16 protein-coding genes are annotated in these 13373 nt (G+C 74.0%); 3 read left to right on the top strand and 13 right to left on the bottom strand.

The window, feature by feature from the left end:
- Positions 1-5: 5 nt before the first annotated feature.
- A complete protein-coding gene (locus ACLBYE_RS18570) occupies positions 6-803 on the bottom strand; it encodes a metal ABC transporter ATP-binding protein (protein WP_447695296.1) in 798 nt (265 codons plus the stop codon).
- Entirely contained in the window at positions 800-934 is a 135-nt protein-coding gene (locus ACLBYE_RS18575; protein ID WP_280141584.1) for a hypothetical protein, read from the bottom strand. The genes ACLBYE_RS18570 and ACLBYE_RS18575 overlap by 4 nt, the downstream gene beginning before the upstream one ends.
- A 124-nt stretch (positions 935-1058) precedes the next feature.
- Here ACLBYE_RS18575 and ACLBYE_RS18580 point away from each other — a divergent pair, with 124 nt between their 5' ends.
- Positions 1059-1544 (top strand): transcriptional repressor, encoded by a 486-nt coding sequence (locus tag ACLBYE_RS18580; protein ID WP_020094645.1) that lies wholly within the window; start codon positions 1059-1061, stop codon positions 1542-1544.
- 37 nt (positions 1545-1581) lie between these two features.
- On the opposite strand, the gene ACLBYE_RS18585 is transcribed toward ACLBYE_RS18580, so the two are convergent.
- The gene (locus tag ACLBYE_RS18585; protein ID WP_447695297.1) at positions 1582-3087 is read right to left on the bottom strand and encodes an undecaprenyl-phosphate glucose phosphotransferase; all 1506 of its coding nucleotides are present in this window, start codon (positions 3085-3087) and stop codon (positions 1582-1584) included.
- Between the two features lie 335 nt (positions 3088-3422).
- Positions 3423-3770, bottom strand: coding sequence for an antibiotic biosynthesis monooxygenase family protein (locus ACLBYE_RS18590; RefSeq protein ID WP_042672224.1), 348 nt, complete (start codon positions 3768-3770; stop codon positions 3423-3425).
- A 355-nt stretch (positions 3771-4125) separates the two neighbouring features.
- Between ACLBYE_RS18590 and ACLBYE_RS18595 the strand changes: the two genes are divergently transcribed.
- Positions 4126-4563 (top strand): helix-turn-helix domain-containing protein, encoded by a 438-nt coding sequence (locus tag ACLBYE_RS18595; protein ID WP_020094642.1) that lies wholly within the window; start codon positions 4126-4128, stop codon positions 4561-4563.
- A 60-nt stretch (positions 4564-4623) separates the two neighbouring features.
- Here ACLBYE_RS18595 and ACLBYE_RS18600 read toward each other — a convergent pair whose 3' ends face one another.
- From ACLBYE_RS18600 to cbiE, 4 genes are read right to left on the bottom strand one after another with little or no spacing between them, the layout of a single operon-like run.
- Positions 4624-5943, bottom strand: a complete 1320-nt coding sequence (locus tag ACLBYE_RS18600) for a cobyrinate a,c-diamide synthase (protein ID WP_447695298.1) — start codon at positions 5941-5943, stop codon at positions 4624-4626.
- The gene (gene cobM, locus ACLBYE_RS18605) at positions 5940-6716 is read right to left on the bottom strand and encodes a precorrin-4 C(11)-methyltransferase (RefSeq protein WP_020094640.1); all 777 of its coding nucleotides are present in this window, start codon (positions 6714-6716) and stop codon (positions 5940-5942) included. Before cobM ends, ACLBYE_RS18600 begins: the two co-directional genes overlap by 4 nt.
- Complete coding sequence (locus ACLBYE_RS18610; protein WP_447695299.1) at positions 6713-7135, bottom strand: cobalamin biosynthesis protein; 423 nt, start codon at positions 7133-7135, stop codon at positions 6713-6715. Before ACLBYE_RS18610 ends, cobM begins: the two co-directional genes overlap by 4 nt.
- Positions 7114-8334, bottom strand: coding sequence for a precorrin-6y C5,15-methyltransferase (decarboxylating) subunit CbiE (cbiE, locus tag ACLBYE_RS18615; RefSeq protein ID WP_447695300.1), 1221 nt, complete (start codon positions 8332-8334; stop codon positions 7114-7116). Before cbiE ends, ACLBYE_RS18610 begins: the two co-directional genes overlap by 22 nt.
- On the opposite strand from cbiE, the gene ACLBYE_RS18620 reads away from it, so the two are divergent.
- Positions 8333-9145: a cobalt-precorrin-6A reductase gene (locus ACLBYE_RS18620; RefSeq protein ID WP_447695301.1), complete on the top strand. Its 813-nt coding sequence runs from the start codon at positions 8333-8335 to the stop codon at positions 9143-9145. The genes cbiE and ACLBYE_RS18620 overlap by 2 nt on opposite strands.
- Here the strand turns inward: ACLBYE_RS18620 and cobJ are convergent.
- The 5 genes from cobJ to ACLBYE_RS18645 form a co-directional block, all read right to left on the bottom strand.
- Positions 9112-9873, bottom strand: a complete 762-nt coding sequence (gene cobJ / locus ACLBYE_RS18625) for a precorrin-3B C(17)-methyltransferase (protein ID WP_091680790.1) — start codon at positions 9871-9873, stop codon at positions 9112-9114. The genes ACLBYE_RS18620 and cobJ overlap by 34 nt on opposite strands.
- Positions 9870-10649 carry a precorrin-2 C(20)-methyltransferase gene (locus ACLBYE_RS18630; protein ID WP_091680789.1) on the bottom strand — a complete coding sequence of 260 codons (780 nt, stop codon included), beginning with the start codon at positions 10647-10649 and terminating at the stop codon, positions 9870-9872. Before ACLBYE_RS18630 ends, cobJ begins: the two co-directional genes overlap by 4 nt.
- On the bottom strand, positions 10649-11341 hold the full coding sequence (locus tag ACLBYE_RS18635) for a precorrin-8X methylmutase (RefSeq protein ID WP_447695302.1): 693 nt from the start codon (positions 11339-11341) through the stop codon (positions 10649-10651). The genes ACLBYE_RS18630 and ACLBYE_RS18635 overlap by 1 nt, the downstream gene beginning before the upstream one ends.
- Positions 11338-12675 carry a precorrin-3B synthase gene (gene cobG / locus ACLBYE_RS18640; RefSeq protein ID WP_447695303.1) on the bottom strand — a complete coding sequence of 446 codons (1338 nt, stop codon included), beginning with the start codon at positions 12673-12675 and terminating at the stop codon, positions 11338-11340. Before cobG ends, ACLBYE_RS18635 begins: the two co-directional genes overlap by 4 nt.
- Positions 12672-13373 (bottom strand): cobaltochelatase subunit CobN (locus tag ACLBYE_RS18645; RefSeq protein WP_447695304.1); only part of this gene is annotated, 702 nt, incomplete at its 5' end. The genes ACLBYE_RS18645 and cobG, both read right to left, overlap by 4 nt.

Here is a 13373-nt window from a genome sequence, read left to right on the forward strand (position 1 = left end):
ATCGGTCACGCGGCGTCCTCGTGGTGGTGATGGTCGGCGCCGCTGTGGTCGTGCGCCGCCGCGACGGACCGCGGCCCGGCGCAGATCGCCGCGCCCTCGTCCCAGGCCTCGGACAGATTGCGGGCGCGCGCGAGGTTCTCGGCCGTCAGGACCCGCGCGGTCGGACCCCAGGCCACGGGCTCCCGGGCGAGCAGCAGCGTCGTCGGGAAATGCGCGCGGACCTGCTGGAGGTCGTGGAGGGCCGCGACCACTGTCCGCCCCTCGGCGTGCCACGCGCGGATGAGTGCCAGGAGATCGTCGACCGTCCGCGCGTCGATGCCGGTGAACGGCTCGTCGAGGAGCACGACCGGGCAGTCCTGCAGGATGAGACGGGCGAACAGGGCGCGCCGGAACTGTCCGCCCGACAGGGTGCCGATCGGCCGCGCCGCGAAGCCGTCGAGGCCGACCGTGGCCAGCGCCGCCTCGATCGCCGGGCGCCGCCGGGTGAGGCTGCGCCACGCCCCCGCGCGCCGCCACAGGCCCATGCCGGCGAGATCCATGACGGTGAGCGGGAAGCTCCGGTCGATCTCGTCGACCTGCGGCATGTAGGCGAGGGCGCCGGCGCGCTCGATGCGCCCGTCCAGGCAGCGGATTTCCCCGGCCATGCCCTTGAGGAGCGTCGACTTGCCGGCCCCGTTCGGGCCGACGAGGGCGAGCAGGTCGCCGGCGCGCACGGACCCGTCGAGGTGGTGGACCGCCGGATGCCGGTCGTAACCGAGGGTGAGACCGATGAGGCGGATCGGATCCGGGCGCGCGCCGCTCATGTCGCCAGCGCCCAGGCGATGGTCAGCCAGACCAGCGCCGAGAGCAGCGCGGCGAGCGCCAGCCGCGGGCCGATCCCGCTCTGGAACAGCGATCGCCGCGCCGCGTGTCTCGGGCTGGGAATGGTCGGCACGGGGTCCTCGTCGCGCGCTCACGCCGGCGCGGGCACCACGCGGGGCTACTGGTGCGGGGCTGGGCGGCGGTGATACACTGTAACAAACCCGCGGGACAACCTGCGGATCACGTCTGGAGCGATCATGCACCGTCACGAGGGTCACGACGCGTGCCACGCCGGCACCGGTGACATGCTCGCGCGGGCCGAGGCCCTGTGTCGCGAGCGCGGTCTTCAGTTCACGCCCCTGCGCCGGGAGGTCCTCGAGGCGGTGGCCGAGTCCGCCAAGGCTCAGGGCGCCTACGACATCGCCGAGCGGCTGAGCGCGCCGGGCAAGCGCGTGGCCCCGGTCTCGGTCTACCGCGCCCTCGACTTCCTCATGGAGCAGGGGCTGGTCCACCGGATCGCGAGCCGCAACGCCTTCATCCCCTGCGCGCACGGCCACGCCCCCGGGGAGGGGGTCATCTTCCTGATCTGCCGCACCTGCGGCGGCGTCGACGAGGCCTCGTCGGAGGAAGTCGAGGGCAGCCTGGGGCGGACGCTGGAACGGGCCGGTTTCACCCCGACCCACAGCATCCTGGAGGTCGAGGGCGATTGCGGCGCCTGCCGGGAGCGGAAGCAGGCCCCCTGAGGCGCCACTTCCAGGGCGGACGGCCGCCGGGTGCCGGTCAGAAGGCGTTCTGGTAGGCGCGGCGCGAGACGACCGTCTGGATCATGATCTGGATGTCGAACCAGATCGACCAGTTGTCGATGTAGTGCAGGTCGCAGGCGACGCGCCGCTCCATGGCGAGGTCGGTCTGCGTCTCGCCGCGGTAGCCGTTGACCTGGGCCCAGCCGGTGATCCCGGGCTTCACGTTGTGCCGGCGGGCGTAGAGGGCGATCCGGCGCTCGAAGCTCCGATCGTGCGCCAAAGCGTGCGGACGGGGGCCGACCAGCGACATCTCTCCGCGCAGGACGTTGATCAGCTGGGGCAGCTCGTCGAGGTTCGTCCGGCGCAGGATCGCGCCGATCCGGGTGATGCGGCTATCGTTGCGAGTCGCCTGCCGGAAGGCGGCGTTAGAATCCGCCCGCATCGACCGGAACTTGAAGACGCCGAACGGCTGCTGGTTGAATCCGTAGCGCTTCTGCCGGAAGAAGACCGGGCCGGGGCTGTCGAGCTTGATCGCCACCGCGATCGCGGCGAGCAGCGGCGACAGCGACACGAGGGCGACGGTCGCCACCGTCAGGTCGAGGGCGCGCTTCAGCATGACCTCGCCGACGTTGAGCGGACGGCGGCCGATGTTGATCCCCGAGACGCCGCCGACCCGGGCGACCTGCAGGTCCGGGAACCGGTCGAGGACCGCGCCGGGACGCAGGTGGAGGGCCGAGGGCACCCGCAGGAAGGCGTCGATGCAGCGCTCGACCTCCGCGGTGTCGGCCCAGGGCACCAGCACGAAGACGTCGTCCGGCCGCAGGAAGCGGACGACGGAGACGGCGAGGTCGAGATCCTCCTGCAACTGGTCGTGGCGCGTGGCCGCGTCGGCGCCGGGATCGACCCGCCGCAGGTAGCTCGTCCCGATGATCCGCGAGCCGAGCTGGTCGACCTCCTTGCCGGCGTAGAAGCGCGCGATGTCCTCCTCGTAGCCCACGAGGTGGATCCGGCTGGCGGTGGCCGATCCCGCGCTCAGCCGCTCGCGCACGAGCCGGCGCACCGTGGCCCGCGCCGCGATGAGCACCGGCAGGCCGGCGGCGAAGATCCCGAGCGAGACGAGCCGCGAGTAATCGTTGGTCGTCTTCGTCATGAAGCTGACGACGAGCACGGCGGCCCAGGCGATCAGCCAGAGCGAGGCCACCCGCTGGACGCCCGGCTTCTGCGCCATCACGTTCTCGAGGCTGTACTCCTCGCGCAGGACGTTCGTCGCGACGATCACCAGCGCCAGCAGCGCCGACAGCCGCGAGCCGCGGACGAGACCCGCCCACACCGTGCCGTCCTGCGCGAGGACTTGGTAGGCGCATTCGAGACCCAGCGTGACCGCCACGATCGCCGCGATGTCGGTGGCGGCGAGAGTCATGGACAGGGCGATGCGTGCCAGCGCACGGCCGCGGCGCGGCAGCAGGGCCGACCACACATTGCGGCGGCGCTCCGCCGAGGTCGGCAGCGCCTGAAATGTCTCCGGAAGCCGATCGTGAAACATCTGACCCGCAACGTCCCGTCTTAGTCGGACTCTGTACCAGTCTGAGACACGAAAGGTTTCAGCGCCGCCTGGTGACGGTCACGGAGCAAGCCGCGGGCCCGGCGGGTTCACGATCGCAGTCAAGGATGAGCGATGCGACTTAGGGCCTGCCTCCGGACGTGGCAATACATAGTTAATGCTGAGTGACTGTTCGGCGCAGCCGGCCATCGCGAGATTTGACGGGGGACCGTTTTCGCCGGAGCTATTTCAATTCACGCGAGTTTCTTTCCTCGCGGTTTCAACCGGGTCGATGCCCCGAACGACCCCGGCCGAAGGGCGGCCGAGGTCCGCCGCGTTCAGACGGCGTCCGCGTCCTGGCGCGCATCGGCCGTCCCGCCGACCGTCTGGATCGTCTCGAAACCCTCGAATTGGGGGTGGCCGAGATACAGGGGCTTGGTCGAGGGCACGCGGCCGTGGGCCTTGCGGAACTGCTCGGACCGCGTCCAGGCCTCGAAATCGGCACGCGATCGCCAGATCGTGTGCGAGGCGTAGAGCACGTGGTCCTCGTGCTCGGGGCCGCGCAGCAGGTGGAACTCGACGAAGCCCGGCATCTCACCGAGGTGGCTGTCCCGCCCGAGCCAGACGGCCTCGAAATCCGCCGTCGCGTCCTTAACGACCTTGAAGCGATTCATCGCGATGAACATGCGTGCCTCCTGCGCGGTACCGTACCTACATGCCTCTGTGCTCCTAAGGGGTACCGCCGCGCGGCGACAAGGCGCACCTCGAAAGCAGCCCAGACCTCCACGTCGACATTTGAGCAACAATGTTGCAAAGATGTGTGGGCTTAAACTAGAAGATGTAACCTTCGACTTGCGAAGCTTGACAACTTGGTGTCCTACTGCGCCGCAATTCACCTGTGTCGGGATCAGGGCTATAGCCGGATATCGGCACGGACTACCGGCAACCTGGCGTGCAGGACATGCGACTAAGGGGCGGACGGTGAAGCGGCGCGACAGCGAGGCGAAGACACCCCGTCCGCAGGAGGATGCAGCCCACGCCATGGACAAGGATTCCTCCGGCCAGACGATGCCGAAGCAGACGACGGACGTCGATCGTCTCGTCGGCATCCGGATCACAGCGCTTCGCAAGGCTCGCGGCATGAGCCAGACCGCGCTGGGCAACGCGGTCGGCGTGACCTTCCAGCAGGTTCAGAAATACGAGAAGGGCCAGAACCGGGTCGGGGCCGGCCGGCTGCGCGAGATCGCGCGCCTCCTCGAGGTTCCGGTCTCCGCGTTCTTCGAGGAGAACGAGCCGCGCGAGAACGCGCAGGAGGATGTGTTCGGCTTCCTCAGCGCCCACGGCGCCATCGAGCTGCTGCGCGCCTACGCCCAGATCGAAGACGAGCAGATGCGTCGCGACGTGCTCGCGCTGGTCCGCAGCGCCGCGCGACTCGCGCAGAACCGCGGCGCAACCGCGCCGACGACGGATCCGGCCTGACCGGCGCGGGAAATCGCCTTCACTGCAGCGACGCTCGAAGCGGCTGCGCCGAGCCCGGCGTCACGGCGGATCGGTCGCGATCAGGTGGAAGAAGCTGCCGGTGACGGGCCCGACCCGGTGGCCGGCCAGTCCCAGATCGACACCTTCGGCATCCGTCACGCGGGCGAGCGCCGTTTCCTCCGGCGCGATCGGAGAGAGCTCGCTGGCGTAGTGGAATTCGTGGCCGACGAGGCGCGTGCCCACGGCGCCGAGCAGGCCGGGTCCGCAGAGCCGCGCGACGCGATAGCCGAGATGCAGCTTGCGCCGGTGATACGAGGTCGCGACCGGCAGCAGTCCCGCCATGGCATGGGTCGCGCCGTCGGCATCCTGGAGCGTCTGGCCCAGGACCATGTAGCCGCCGCACTCCCCGTGGACGGGCCGGGTCCGCGCGAAGCGGCGCAGGCCGTCCAGGAAGCGGGTCGCGCCGGCGATCGGGCCCGCGTGCAGCTCCGGATAGCCGCCGGGCAGCCAGCAGACGTCGCAATCCTCGGGCGGCCCTTCGTCGGCCAGCGGCGAGAACGGCACGAGCTCGGCGCCGGCCATTCGCCAGCCGGTCCCGAGATGCGGGTAGAGGAAGCTGAACGCCGCGTCCCGGGCGACCGCCACGCGCTGTCCGGGCGGCCGGGGCAGCCGGCCACCGGAGGCCGGTACGGTGCCGTTCGCGCAGGCCGTCACGGCGTCGAGGTCGATGCCCGCCTCGGCGAGGTCGGCGAGCCGGTCGAGGCGCGCGGCGAGATCCGCGGTCTCGCCGGCCTGGACGAGTCCCAGGTGGCGTTCGGGCAGGACGAGCTGCGCGTCGCGCATCAGCGCGCCGAGCACCGGCAGCCCGGCGCGCTCCATGCCGGCCTCGACGAGGCGCCGGTGACGGGCGCTCGCCACCTTGTTGAGGATCACGCCGGCGATCCGGATGCGGGGATCGTAGAGCTTGCAGCCGAGCGCCACGGCGGCCGCCGATTGCGCCGCGCCCGAAACGTCCACCACGAGCACCACCGGCCAGCCGTAGCGCGCGGCGATGTCGGCGTTGGCCCCGGTGCGGTTCTCGGCCGCCCGGACGCCGTCGAACAGGCCCATGGACCCCTCGGCGATCAGCAGATCGGCCGCCGCCGCCGTCGCGCCCGCCAGCGCGTCGAGGAGCGGCGGCGCCATGGCGAAGCTGTCGAGGTTGAAGCTCGGATGGCCGGTCGCGGCGTGGTGGAAGGCCGGGTCGATATAGTCCGGGCCGCACTTCGCGCCGCGCACCCGCAGGCCGCGCCGGGTGAGGGCGCGCATGAGCGCGAGGGCGACGGTCGTCTTGCCGGAGCTGGAGCGCGGCGCCGCGACGAGGAGGCCGGGGGCGTTCACGACCGCGACCCCACCGTGCCGCCGGGCCGGTAGCGCCGGTCGTAGTCGGGCGCGTAGAGGGCGCTCTCGCGGAACTCCGCGGCGCCGAGCGCCGGTCCGACCAAGATCAGGGCGGTGCGCTCCAGGCCGGCCTCCGCGACGAGCCCGGGCAGCGCGGCGAGATCGCCCACGAGCGCCCGCTCGTCCGGCCAGGAGGCCCGGAACACCGCCGCCGCCGGGCAGGACGGGCCGTAGAAGGGGATCAGCTCGGCGGCGACGGCCTCGACGACGTGGATCGACAGGTGGATCGCCAGGGTCGCCCCGGTGGCCGCGTAGGCCGCCAGCGTCTCCCGCTCGGGCATGGCGCTCGCCCGCCCGGACGTGCGGGTGAGGACCACGGTCTGGGCCACGCCCGGGACCGTCAGCTCCCGGCGCAGCAGCGCGGCCGCGGCCGCGAAGGCGGGGACGCCCGGCGTCACCGTGTAGGGAATGGCCAGCGCGTCGAGCCGGCGCATCTGCTCGGCCAGGGCGCTCCAGATCGACAGGTCGCCGGAATGCAGGCGCGCCACGTCCTGGCCGGCCGCGTGGGCCGAACGGATCTCCGCCAGGATGGCGTCGAGGTCGAGGGGCGCCGTGTCGACGATCCGCGCGCCGGGCGGGCACCAGCCCAGGATCTCGGGGGCGACGAGCGACCCGGCGTAGAGGCAGACGGGACAGGCGGCGATGCGGTCGCGCCCGCGCACCGTGATCAGGTCGGCCGCGCCGGGGCCGGCGCCGATGAAATGGACGGTCATGGTTCCCGTGTCGTGTCGTATCGGACGGCCAGGGCGCAAGTGGCGCCGCCGCTCGCGATCCGGGGCAGGGCGAGGCGGCTCCGGGGCCCGGCGCCGGCGAGGGCCGCCGCCTCGGCCAGCGAGCCGACGCCGCGCAGGCGCTCGATCCGCGCCGAGCGGGTGACGATCTCGGCGTCGCGCGCCTCCAGGGCGGCGGCGGCGATGGGATGCGGTGCCAGGCCGAACCGGGCCGTCGCCGCGCGGATCGCGGGGTCCGACGCCCGGTCGTCCGCCGTGGCCACGGCCGCGAGGCTCGACCGCTTGGCGCCGACCAGGGCGAGGGCGCGCTCGATCAGCCCCGCGATCTCCTCGGCCTCGGTGCCCCGGCGGAACCCGATGCCGGCGACCAGCGCTCCGGTCACGGCTTGGTCCAGGCCCACTGGATCACCGTCATGGCCGGGCGCCAGCCGTGCATTCCCCCGACCGGGCTCGCCCGCTCCACGCCGTAGCGGCGCAGGCTCCCGCCATGCGCCGCGAAGGCCGCGAGCAGCGCGGCCTCGCCCTCGAGGGTCACGGCGTTGGCGACGCAGCGACCGCCGCCCCGCAGCGCCGCCAGCACGGTCGCGAGGACCCCCGGCTCCGAGACGCCGCCGCCGATGAAAACCGCGTCCGGCGCGGGCAGGCCGGCGAGCGCGCCCGGCGCCGTGCCGGCGACGACGGCGAGGTCCGGGGCGCCGAGCGCGACGGCGTTGCGGCGGATCCGCTCGACGCGATCCGGCCTCCCCTCGATCGCGGTGGCGCGCAGGCTCGCGTGGCGCAGCATCCACTCGATCGCGATCGAGCCGGCGCCCGCACCGACATCCCAGAGATGCTGTCCCGGATGCGGGCGCAGCGCCGACAGGGTCAGGGCCCGGATCTCGGACTTGGTCAGCTGCCCGTCATTCTCGAACAGGTCGTCGTCGAGGCCCGGCGCGAGGGGCAGGGCGCGGCCGGCACCCGCCACCGCGAGCGCCACCGTGTTCAGCGGATCGAAGTCGGTGCCGTCGAACGCGTCGGCGCGGAAGGTGCGGACGCGCTCGCGCGGCCCGCCCATCGCCTCCAGCACCGTCAGCGTCGACGCGCCGAAGCCCCGGTCGCGCAAAAGGGCGGCGAGGGCGCCGGGCGTCGTGCCGTCCCACGACAGGACGAGCAGCCGCGCGCCCGGCTGGACATGCGGGACGATCCGGGTCAGCGCGCGACCGTGGAGCGTGACCAGGGCGCATTCGGCGAGCGGCCAGCCGAGCCGGGCACAGGCGAGGCTGAAGGCCGAGGGCTGCGGGAAGGCGCGGATCTCGTCCGCCGGCACCAGCCGGGCGATCTCGGCGCCGATGCCGTAGTGGAACGGGTCGCCCGTGGCGAGGATGCAGGTCGGCCGGCCGCGCCGCGCCACGATCTCCGGATAGGCCTCGTGGATCGGGCTCGGCCAGGACCGCGTCTCCGCGTCGAGCGGCCCGGCGAGGGCGAGGTGGCGCCGGCCGCCGTAGACCACGCGGGCGGCGTCGAGCGCGGCGGCGGCGGACGGCGTCAGCCCGGCCCGGCCGTCCTCGCCGATCCCGACGATCGACAGCCACGGGGCGCTCGACAGCGAGTCAGCGCTCATGGACAAGGCGCTCATGAGCACGCCGCCCCCGATCACCGGCACGATGCGGATCCTGATCCTCGGCGGGACCGGCGAGGCGAGCGCCCTGGTCCGGTCGCTCGCCGGCCGGGCGGATCGCGCCGTGACGCTCTCGCTGGCAGGCCGGACCGCTGCGCCGAAGCCCGAGCCGGTGCCGACCCGGATCGGCGGGTTCGGCGGCGCCGAGGGTCTCGCCCGCTACCTGCGGACCGAGGCGATCACCCGCCTGATCGACGCGACCCATCCGTTCGCCGCGCGGATGTCGGCCAACGCCGCGCGCGCGGCGGCCCTGACGGGCGTGCCGCTCCTCGCGATCCGCAGGCCGGCCTGGAGCCGGGAGCCCGGCGACGACTGGGTCGAGGTCGACGGGATGGCGGAGGCGGTCGCCGCCCTCGGCCCGGAGCCCCGGCGCGTGTTCCTGACGATCGGTCGGCAGGAGGCCGGGGCCTTCGCGGCGGCGCCGCAGCACAGCTATCTCGCGCGGACGGTCGAGCCGCTGGGCGGGATCCTGCCGGTGTCGCATCTGACTGCCCTGGAGGCGCGCGGACCATTCGACGCCGCGTCCGAGACGGCCCTGATGCGGGCGAACCGGATCGAGATCGTGGTCAGCAAGAACGCGGGCGGCGCGGCGACCTACGGCAAGATCGCGGCGGCGCGCGGCCTCGGCATCCCGGTCGTGATGGTGCGGCGGCCGGGCAAGCCCGACGTGCCGAGCGTCGCGGACGCCGCGGGCGCGCGCCGCTGGCTGGACGCGGGCGATCACGCCGGTCCCTCGACCTTGCGGGCGGTGTAGACGAAGGGCGCCCGGCCCGCGCGCGGGATCAGTCGTGTCGTCGAGGCGCCCAGGATCACCATCGTGGCCATGTCGGCCGGCACCGCGGGCGCCTCGGCGAGGGTCGCGACGCGGATCGCCTCGTCCGGCCGACTGACGGCGCGGGCGAACATCACGGGCGTCTCGGGCGCGCGGATCCCGGCCGCGATCTCCAGCGCCGCCCCGAGCTGCCAGGGCCGGGCGGTGGAGATCGGGTTGTAGAGCGCGACCACGAAATCCGCGCGCAGCACCGCCTCCAGCCGCGCGGTCACCACCGGCCAGGGTTTCAGGTTGTCCGAGAGCGAGAGCGCGCAGAAGTCGCCGCCGAGCGGTGCCCCGAGCCGGGCCGCGGCGGCGAGCATCGCGGTGATGCCCGGCTCCACCGTGATGGCGAGGTCGCGCCAGCCGGGCTCGCCGTACTCGACTGCCTCGAACACCGCCGCCGCCATGGCGAAGACGCCGGGATCGCCGCCGGAGACGACCGCGACCCTGCGGCCGGAGGCGGCGAGCTGCAGCGCGTGGCGCGCCCGGTCGACCTCCACCCGGTTGTCGCTGGCGTGCCGGACGAGGCCGGGACGCTCGGGCACGCGGGCCACGTATGGGAAATAGCCGACGACGTCCTCCGCCGCGTCCAGCGCCCGGCGGGCCGACTCGGTCAGCAGGGCCGCGTCGCCCGGCCCGAGGCCGACGACGGTGAGGCTCCCGCTCACGGCCGGCGGCCCTCTCCGGGCAGGAGCACCATCGAGAAATAGGGCGCCTCGTCGTCGGCCTTGTCGGCCAGCATCACGACCCGCTCGCCCGCCATCGTGCCGCGCTCCACGTAGACCGCGCGCGCGAGCAGCCCCGCGGCCGAAAGGGCGGCCCGCACCTTCGGCAGGTGGCGCCCGAGCTTCATCACCACGGCCGCGTCCGTGCCGCGCAGGCGCTCGGTCAGCGCGTCGAGCGACAGGGTCGCCGGCAGGACGGTGAGGACGTCGTCGCCCCAGGTGATCGGTGTGCCGGCCCGGGTCCAGCAGCCCGACATGCCGGTGACGCCCGGAACCACCTCCACGGGGAAGCGGTCCTTCAGGCGCCGCCACAGGTGCATGAACGAGCCGTAGAAGAACGGGTCGCCCTCCGACAGGATCGCGACGTCCCGCCCGGCGCCGAGGTGGTCGGCGAGCTGCCCGGCCGCGTCGTCGTAGAAGCCGGCGAGCGCCGCCACGTAGTCCGGGTGCTCGGGGTGGATCTCGGTCGTGTAGGGATAGGCGAGGGCCATCTCGCGGGCCGGGTCGCGCAGGATCGCGTCCGCGATGGTGCGGGCGTTGCCGCGCCGGCCGCGCTTGCAGAAATGCACCAGCACGGGCGCGCGCATCAGGATGCGCTGGGCCTTCACGGTCAGCAGCTCCGGATCGCCCGGGCCCATCCCGACGCCGTAGAGCGTGCCCGTCACCGCGGCCGCGGGGATCTCCTCGGTCGGGCCGTCGAGGCGCTCGAAACCGTCCATCACTCGACCTCGCTGGCGAGCGCGTTGACCGCCGCGGCCGTCATGGCGCTGCCGCCGCGCCGCCCGTGCACGACCACGAACGGTACGCGGCCGTCCCGCGCCAGGGCCTCCTTCGACTCCGCCGCGCCGACGAAGCCGACCGGGATGCCGATCACCGCGGCGGGCGGCGCCACGCCGGCATCGAGGAGTTCCAGCAGCCGGAACAGCGCGGTCGGGGCGTTGCCCACCGCCACGACGCTGCCCGGAAGGTGCTCCCGCCACAGCTCCATGGCGGCCGCGGACCGGGTCGTGCCGAGGCTCTTGGCGAGATCGGGCACGCGCGGGTCGCCCAGGGTGCAGATCACCCTGTTGTCGGCCGGCAGGCGGGCCCGGGTGACGCCGTCGGCGACCATGCGGACATCGCACAGGATTGGCGCGCCAGACTGCAAGGCCGCGACGCCGGCCTCGGCGAAACCGGGCGCCATCTCCACGTCGGCGGGCAGGTCGGTCATGCCGCAGGCATGGATCATGCGCACGACGACGCGCTCGGCGGCGCCAGACCAGCGCCCGAGATCGGACTCGGCGCGGATCATCGCGAAGGAGCGCGCGTAGATCGCGCCGCCGTCGCGGATGTAGTCGTAGCGGGACGGGGACTCGTGGGCCGCGGCCGGCTCCGATCCTGTCTGGCGCAGGGCGTTCTGGCTCGCGCTCATGCCGGTCTCCTAGTCCTCCCGCATTCTGAAGGGGCGGTCTCCGGCGCGAAGGCGGCGGAGAGCCCGTCGATCTCGGCCCTTCCTAGCCGCTCCAGCACGGCCTCGATAGGGAGATCCATCGCCGGCTCATCGCCGGGCGCGCCCCCGATCACCACGCCGTAGAGGCCGTCGCGGCCGACGAGGGTCAGGTCGGCCGGGCCCGGCCGCGCGCAGCCCTTGGCGCAGCCCGAGACGTGCGCGGCGTGGCCCGCGGCGGCGAGGAGGCCGAACGCCTCCGCGAGGCGCGCCGCGTCCGCGAGCGTGGGGGTCGATCCTGAGGCGCAGCCCGGCGCTCCCGTGCAGGCCGCGATCGCGCGCCGCGGATCGTCGGGGACGACGATGAACTCCACCGCGAGCGCCGCCGTCGTGGCCGCATCCGAGCTCGAGGCCGGCACCAGCATCACGAATCCGCGCGTGGGGGAGAGGCGGATCTCGCTCGCGCCGAGCGCCGCCGCCGCGGCGACGATCCGCTCGAGGGCGTCGGCGGTGCAGCGCCCGAAGGGCGCGTCGACGGCGACGCTCCGGAGGTCGCGTCCGCCCGCCGGACGTGCCGGCTCCCGTTCCGGAGCGAAGCCCTGGTGCGACTGCGCCAATTTGTCGAGGGTCTCTTCTGCCGGAAGCGCCTCGGTCAGCACGGTCAGTTCACCCTCCGACAGGTCGCGCATCCGGCGCCGGCCGCTCCGCGCGAAGGCGCCGAGCAGGGCCGCCACGTGGCCCGGCGCCGCGTCCGCCCCGCAGGTCAGGAGCGTCCGCTGGGTCTCACCGTGCGCGGCCGTGATCGCGACGCGGCCCGGCCCCTCGGCGACGACGCGGAGATCCGCCTCCGGCAGCGCCCGGCCGCGGCGGCCCTCGACGACGACCAGGGTCTTGGCCGGCAGCCCCGGGATCGCGAGTCCCGCGGTCTCGATCGCCCGGGCGAGGGCCGGCACGTCGACCGTCTCGTCCGGGTCGTGGCCGGCCAGGGGGCTCGTGAGCGTCAGGCGCTGGGGGCCGCCGTCGGCGCGCGCGTCGCCGAGGCCCCGGGCCGCGAGCCAGGCGGCCAGCGGCGCGCGCGTCGCCTCGGTGACGCCGCGGATCTGGAGATTGGCCCGCGCCGTGAGATCGAGGTGGCCGTTCCCGAAAAGCCGCGCGCCCTCCGCCACGGCGCGGGCCTGATCGAGGGTCAGGATCCCGAGCGGCGGGTGCACGCGCGCGAGCAGGCCGTCGCCCGTCGGCATGGGCCGCGCCAGACCGGGGCACCAGCCCCGGCGGGCCGGCGCCTGCGGCAGGACGCGCCGATGCGGGGCCGCGCTCACTCGGCGGCCTCGCGCATCAGGGCGTCGGCCGGGAGGGCGTTGCGCCGGCTGTGCCAGAGGCCGCGGTCCCGGGCCTCGTCGAACCGCTCCAGGATCGCGCGGGCCGCGGCGGGATTGGCGGCGCGCAGGCGCTCGAACACTTCGGCGTCGGCGATCCAGGCCGCGTAGAGCGCCTCGAAGCCCGCATCCGTCACCGCGTCGCTCGCCGCGGCCAGGACGAAGACCGCGTCGAGCCCCTGGGCGAGTTCCTGAGCGCCGCGGTAGCCGTGGCGCAGCTGCGCCGCGATCCAGCGGGGATCGGCGAGGCGCCCGCGGATCAGGCGGGCGGCGTCCTCCCGGGCCGTCCGCGCCTTCGGCCGTTCCGGCACCGACACGTCGAGGCTGTAGAGGGCGGGGCTCGCTCCCTCCAGGGCCGCGGCCGCCGCGAAACCGCCCATCGCGTCGACGGCGGCGTCGCCGTCGAACAGGTCGCGCTCGGCCACGTCGAAGGCGTGGAGATAGGCGTCGGCCGCCGCGACGCGCACGGCGAAATCGGCGTCCGGACTCTCGTGGTCGCCGTAGGCGTGGCCGCTCGCGGCGAGGTAGGCGCGGCCGAGGTCGGCGCGGCCGTCCCAGGCGCCGTCGAGGGCCGTGGCGGCGGTGCCGGCGCCGTAGCGGCCGGGCGCGGCCCCGTAGGCGCGCACCGACGCGTCGCCCCC

This window comes from Methylobacterium sp. A52T (genome assembly GCF_053346095.1).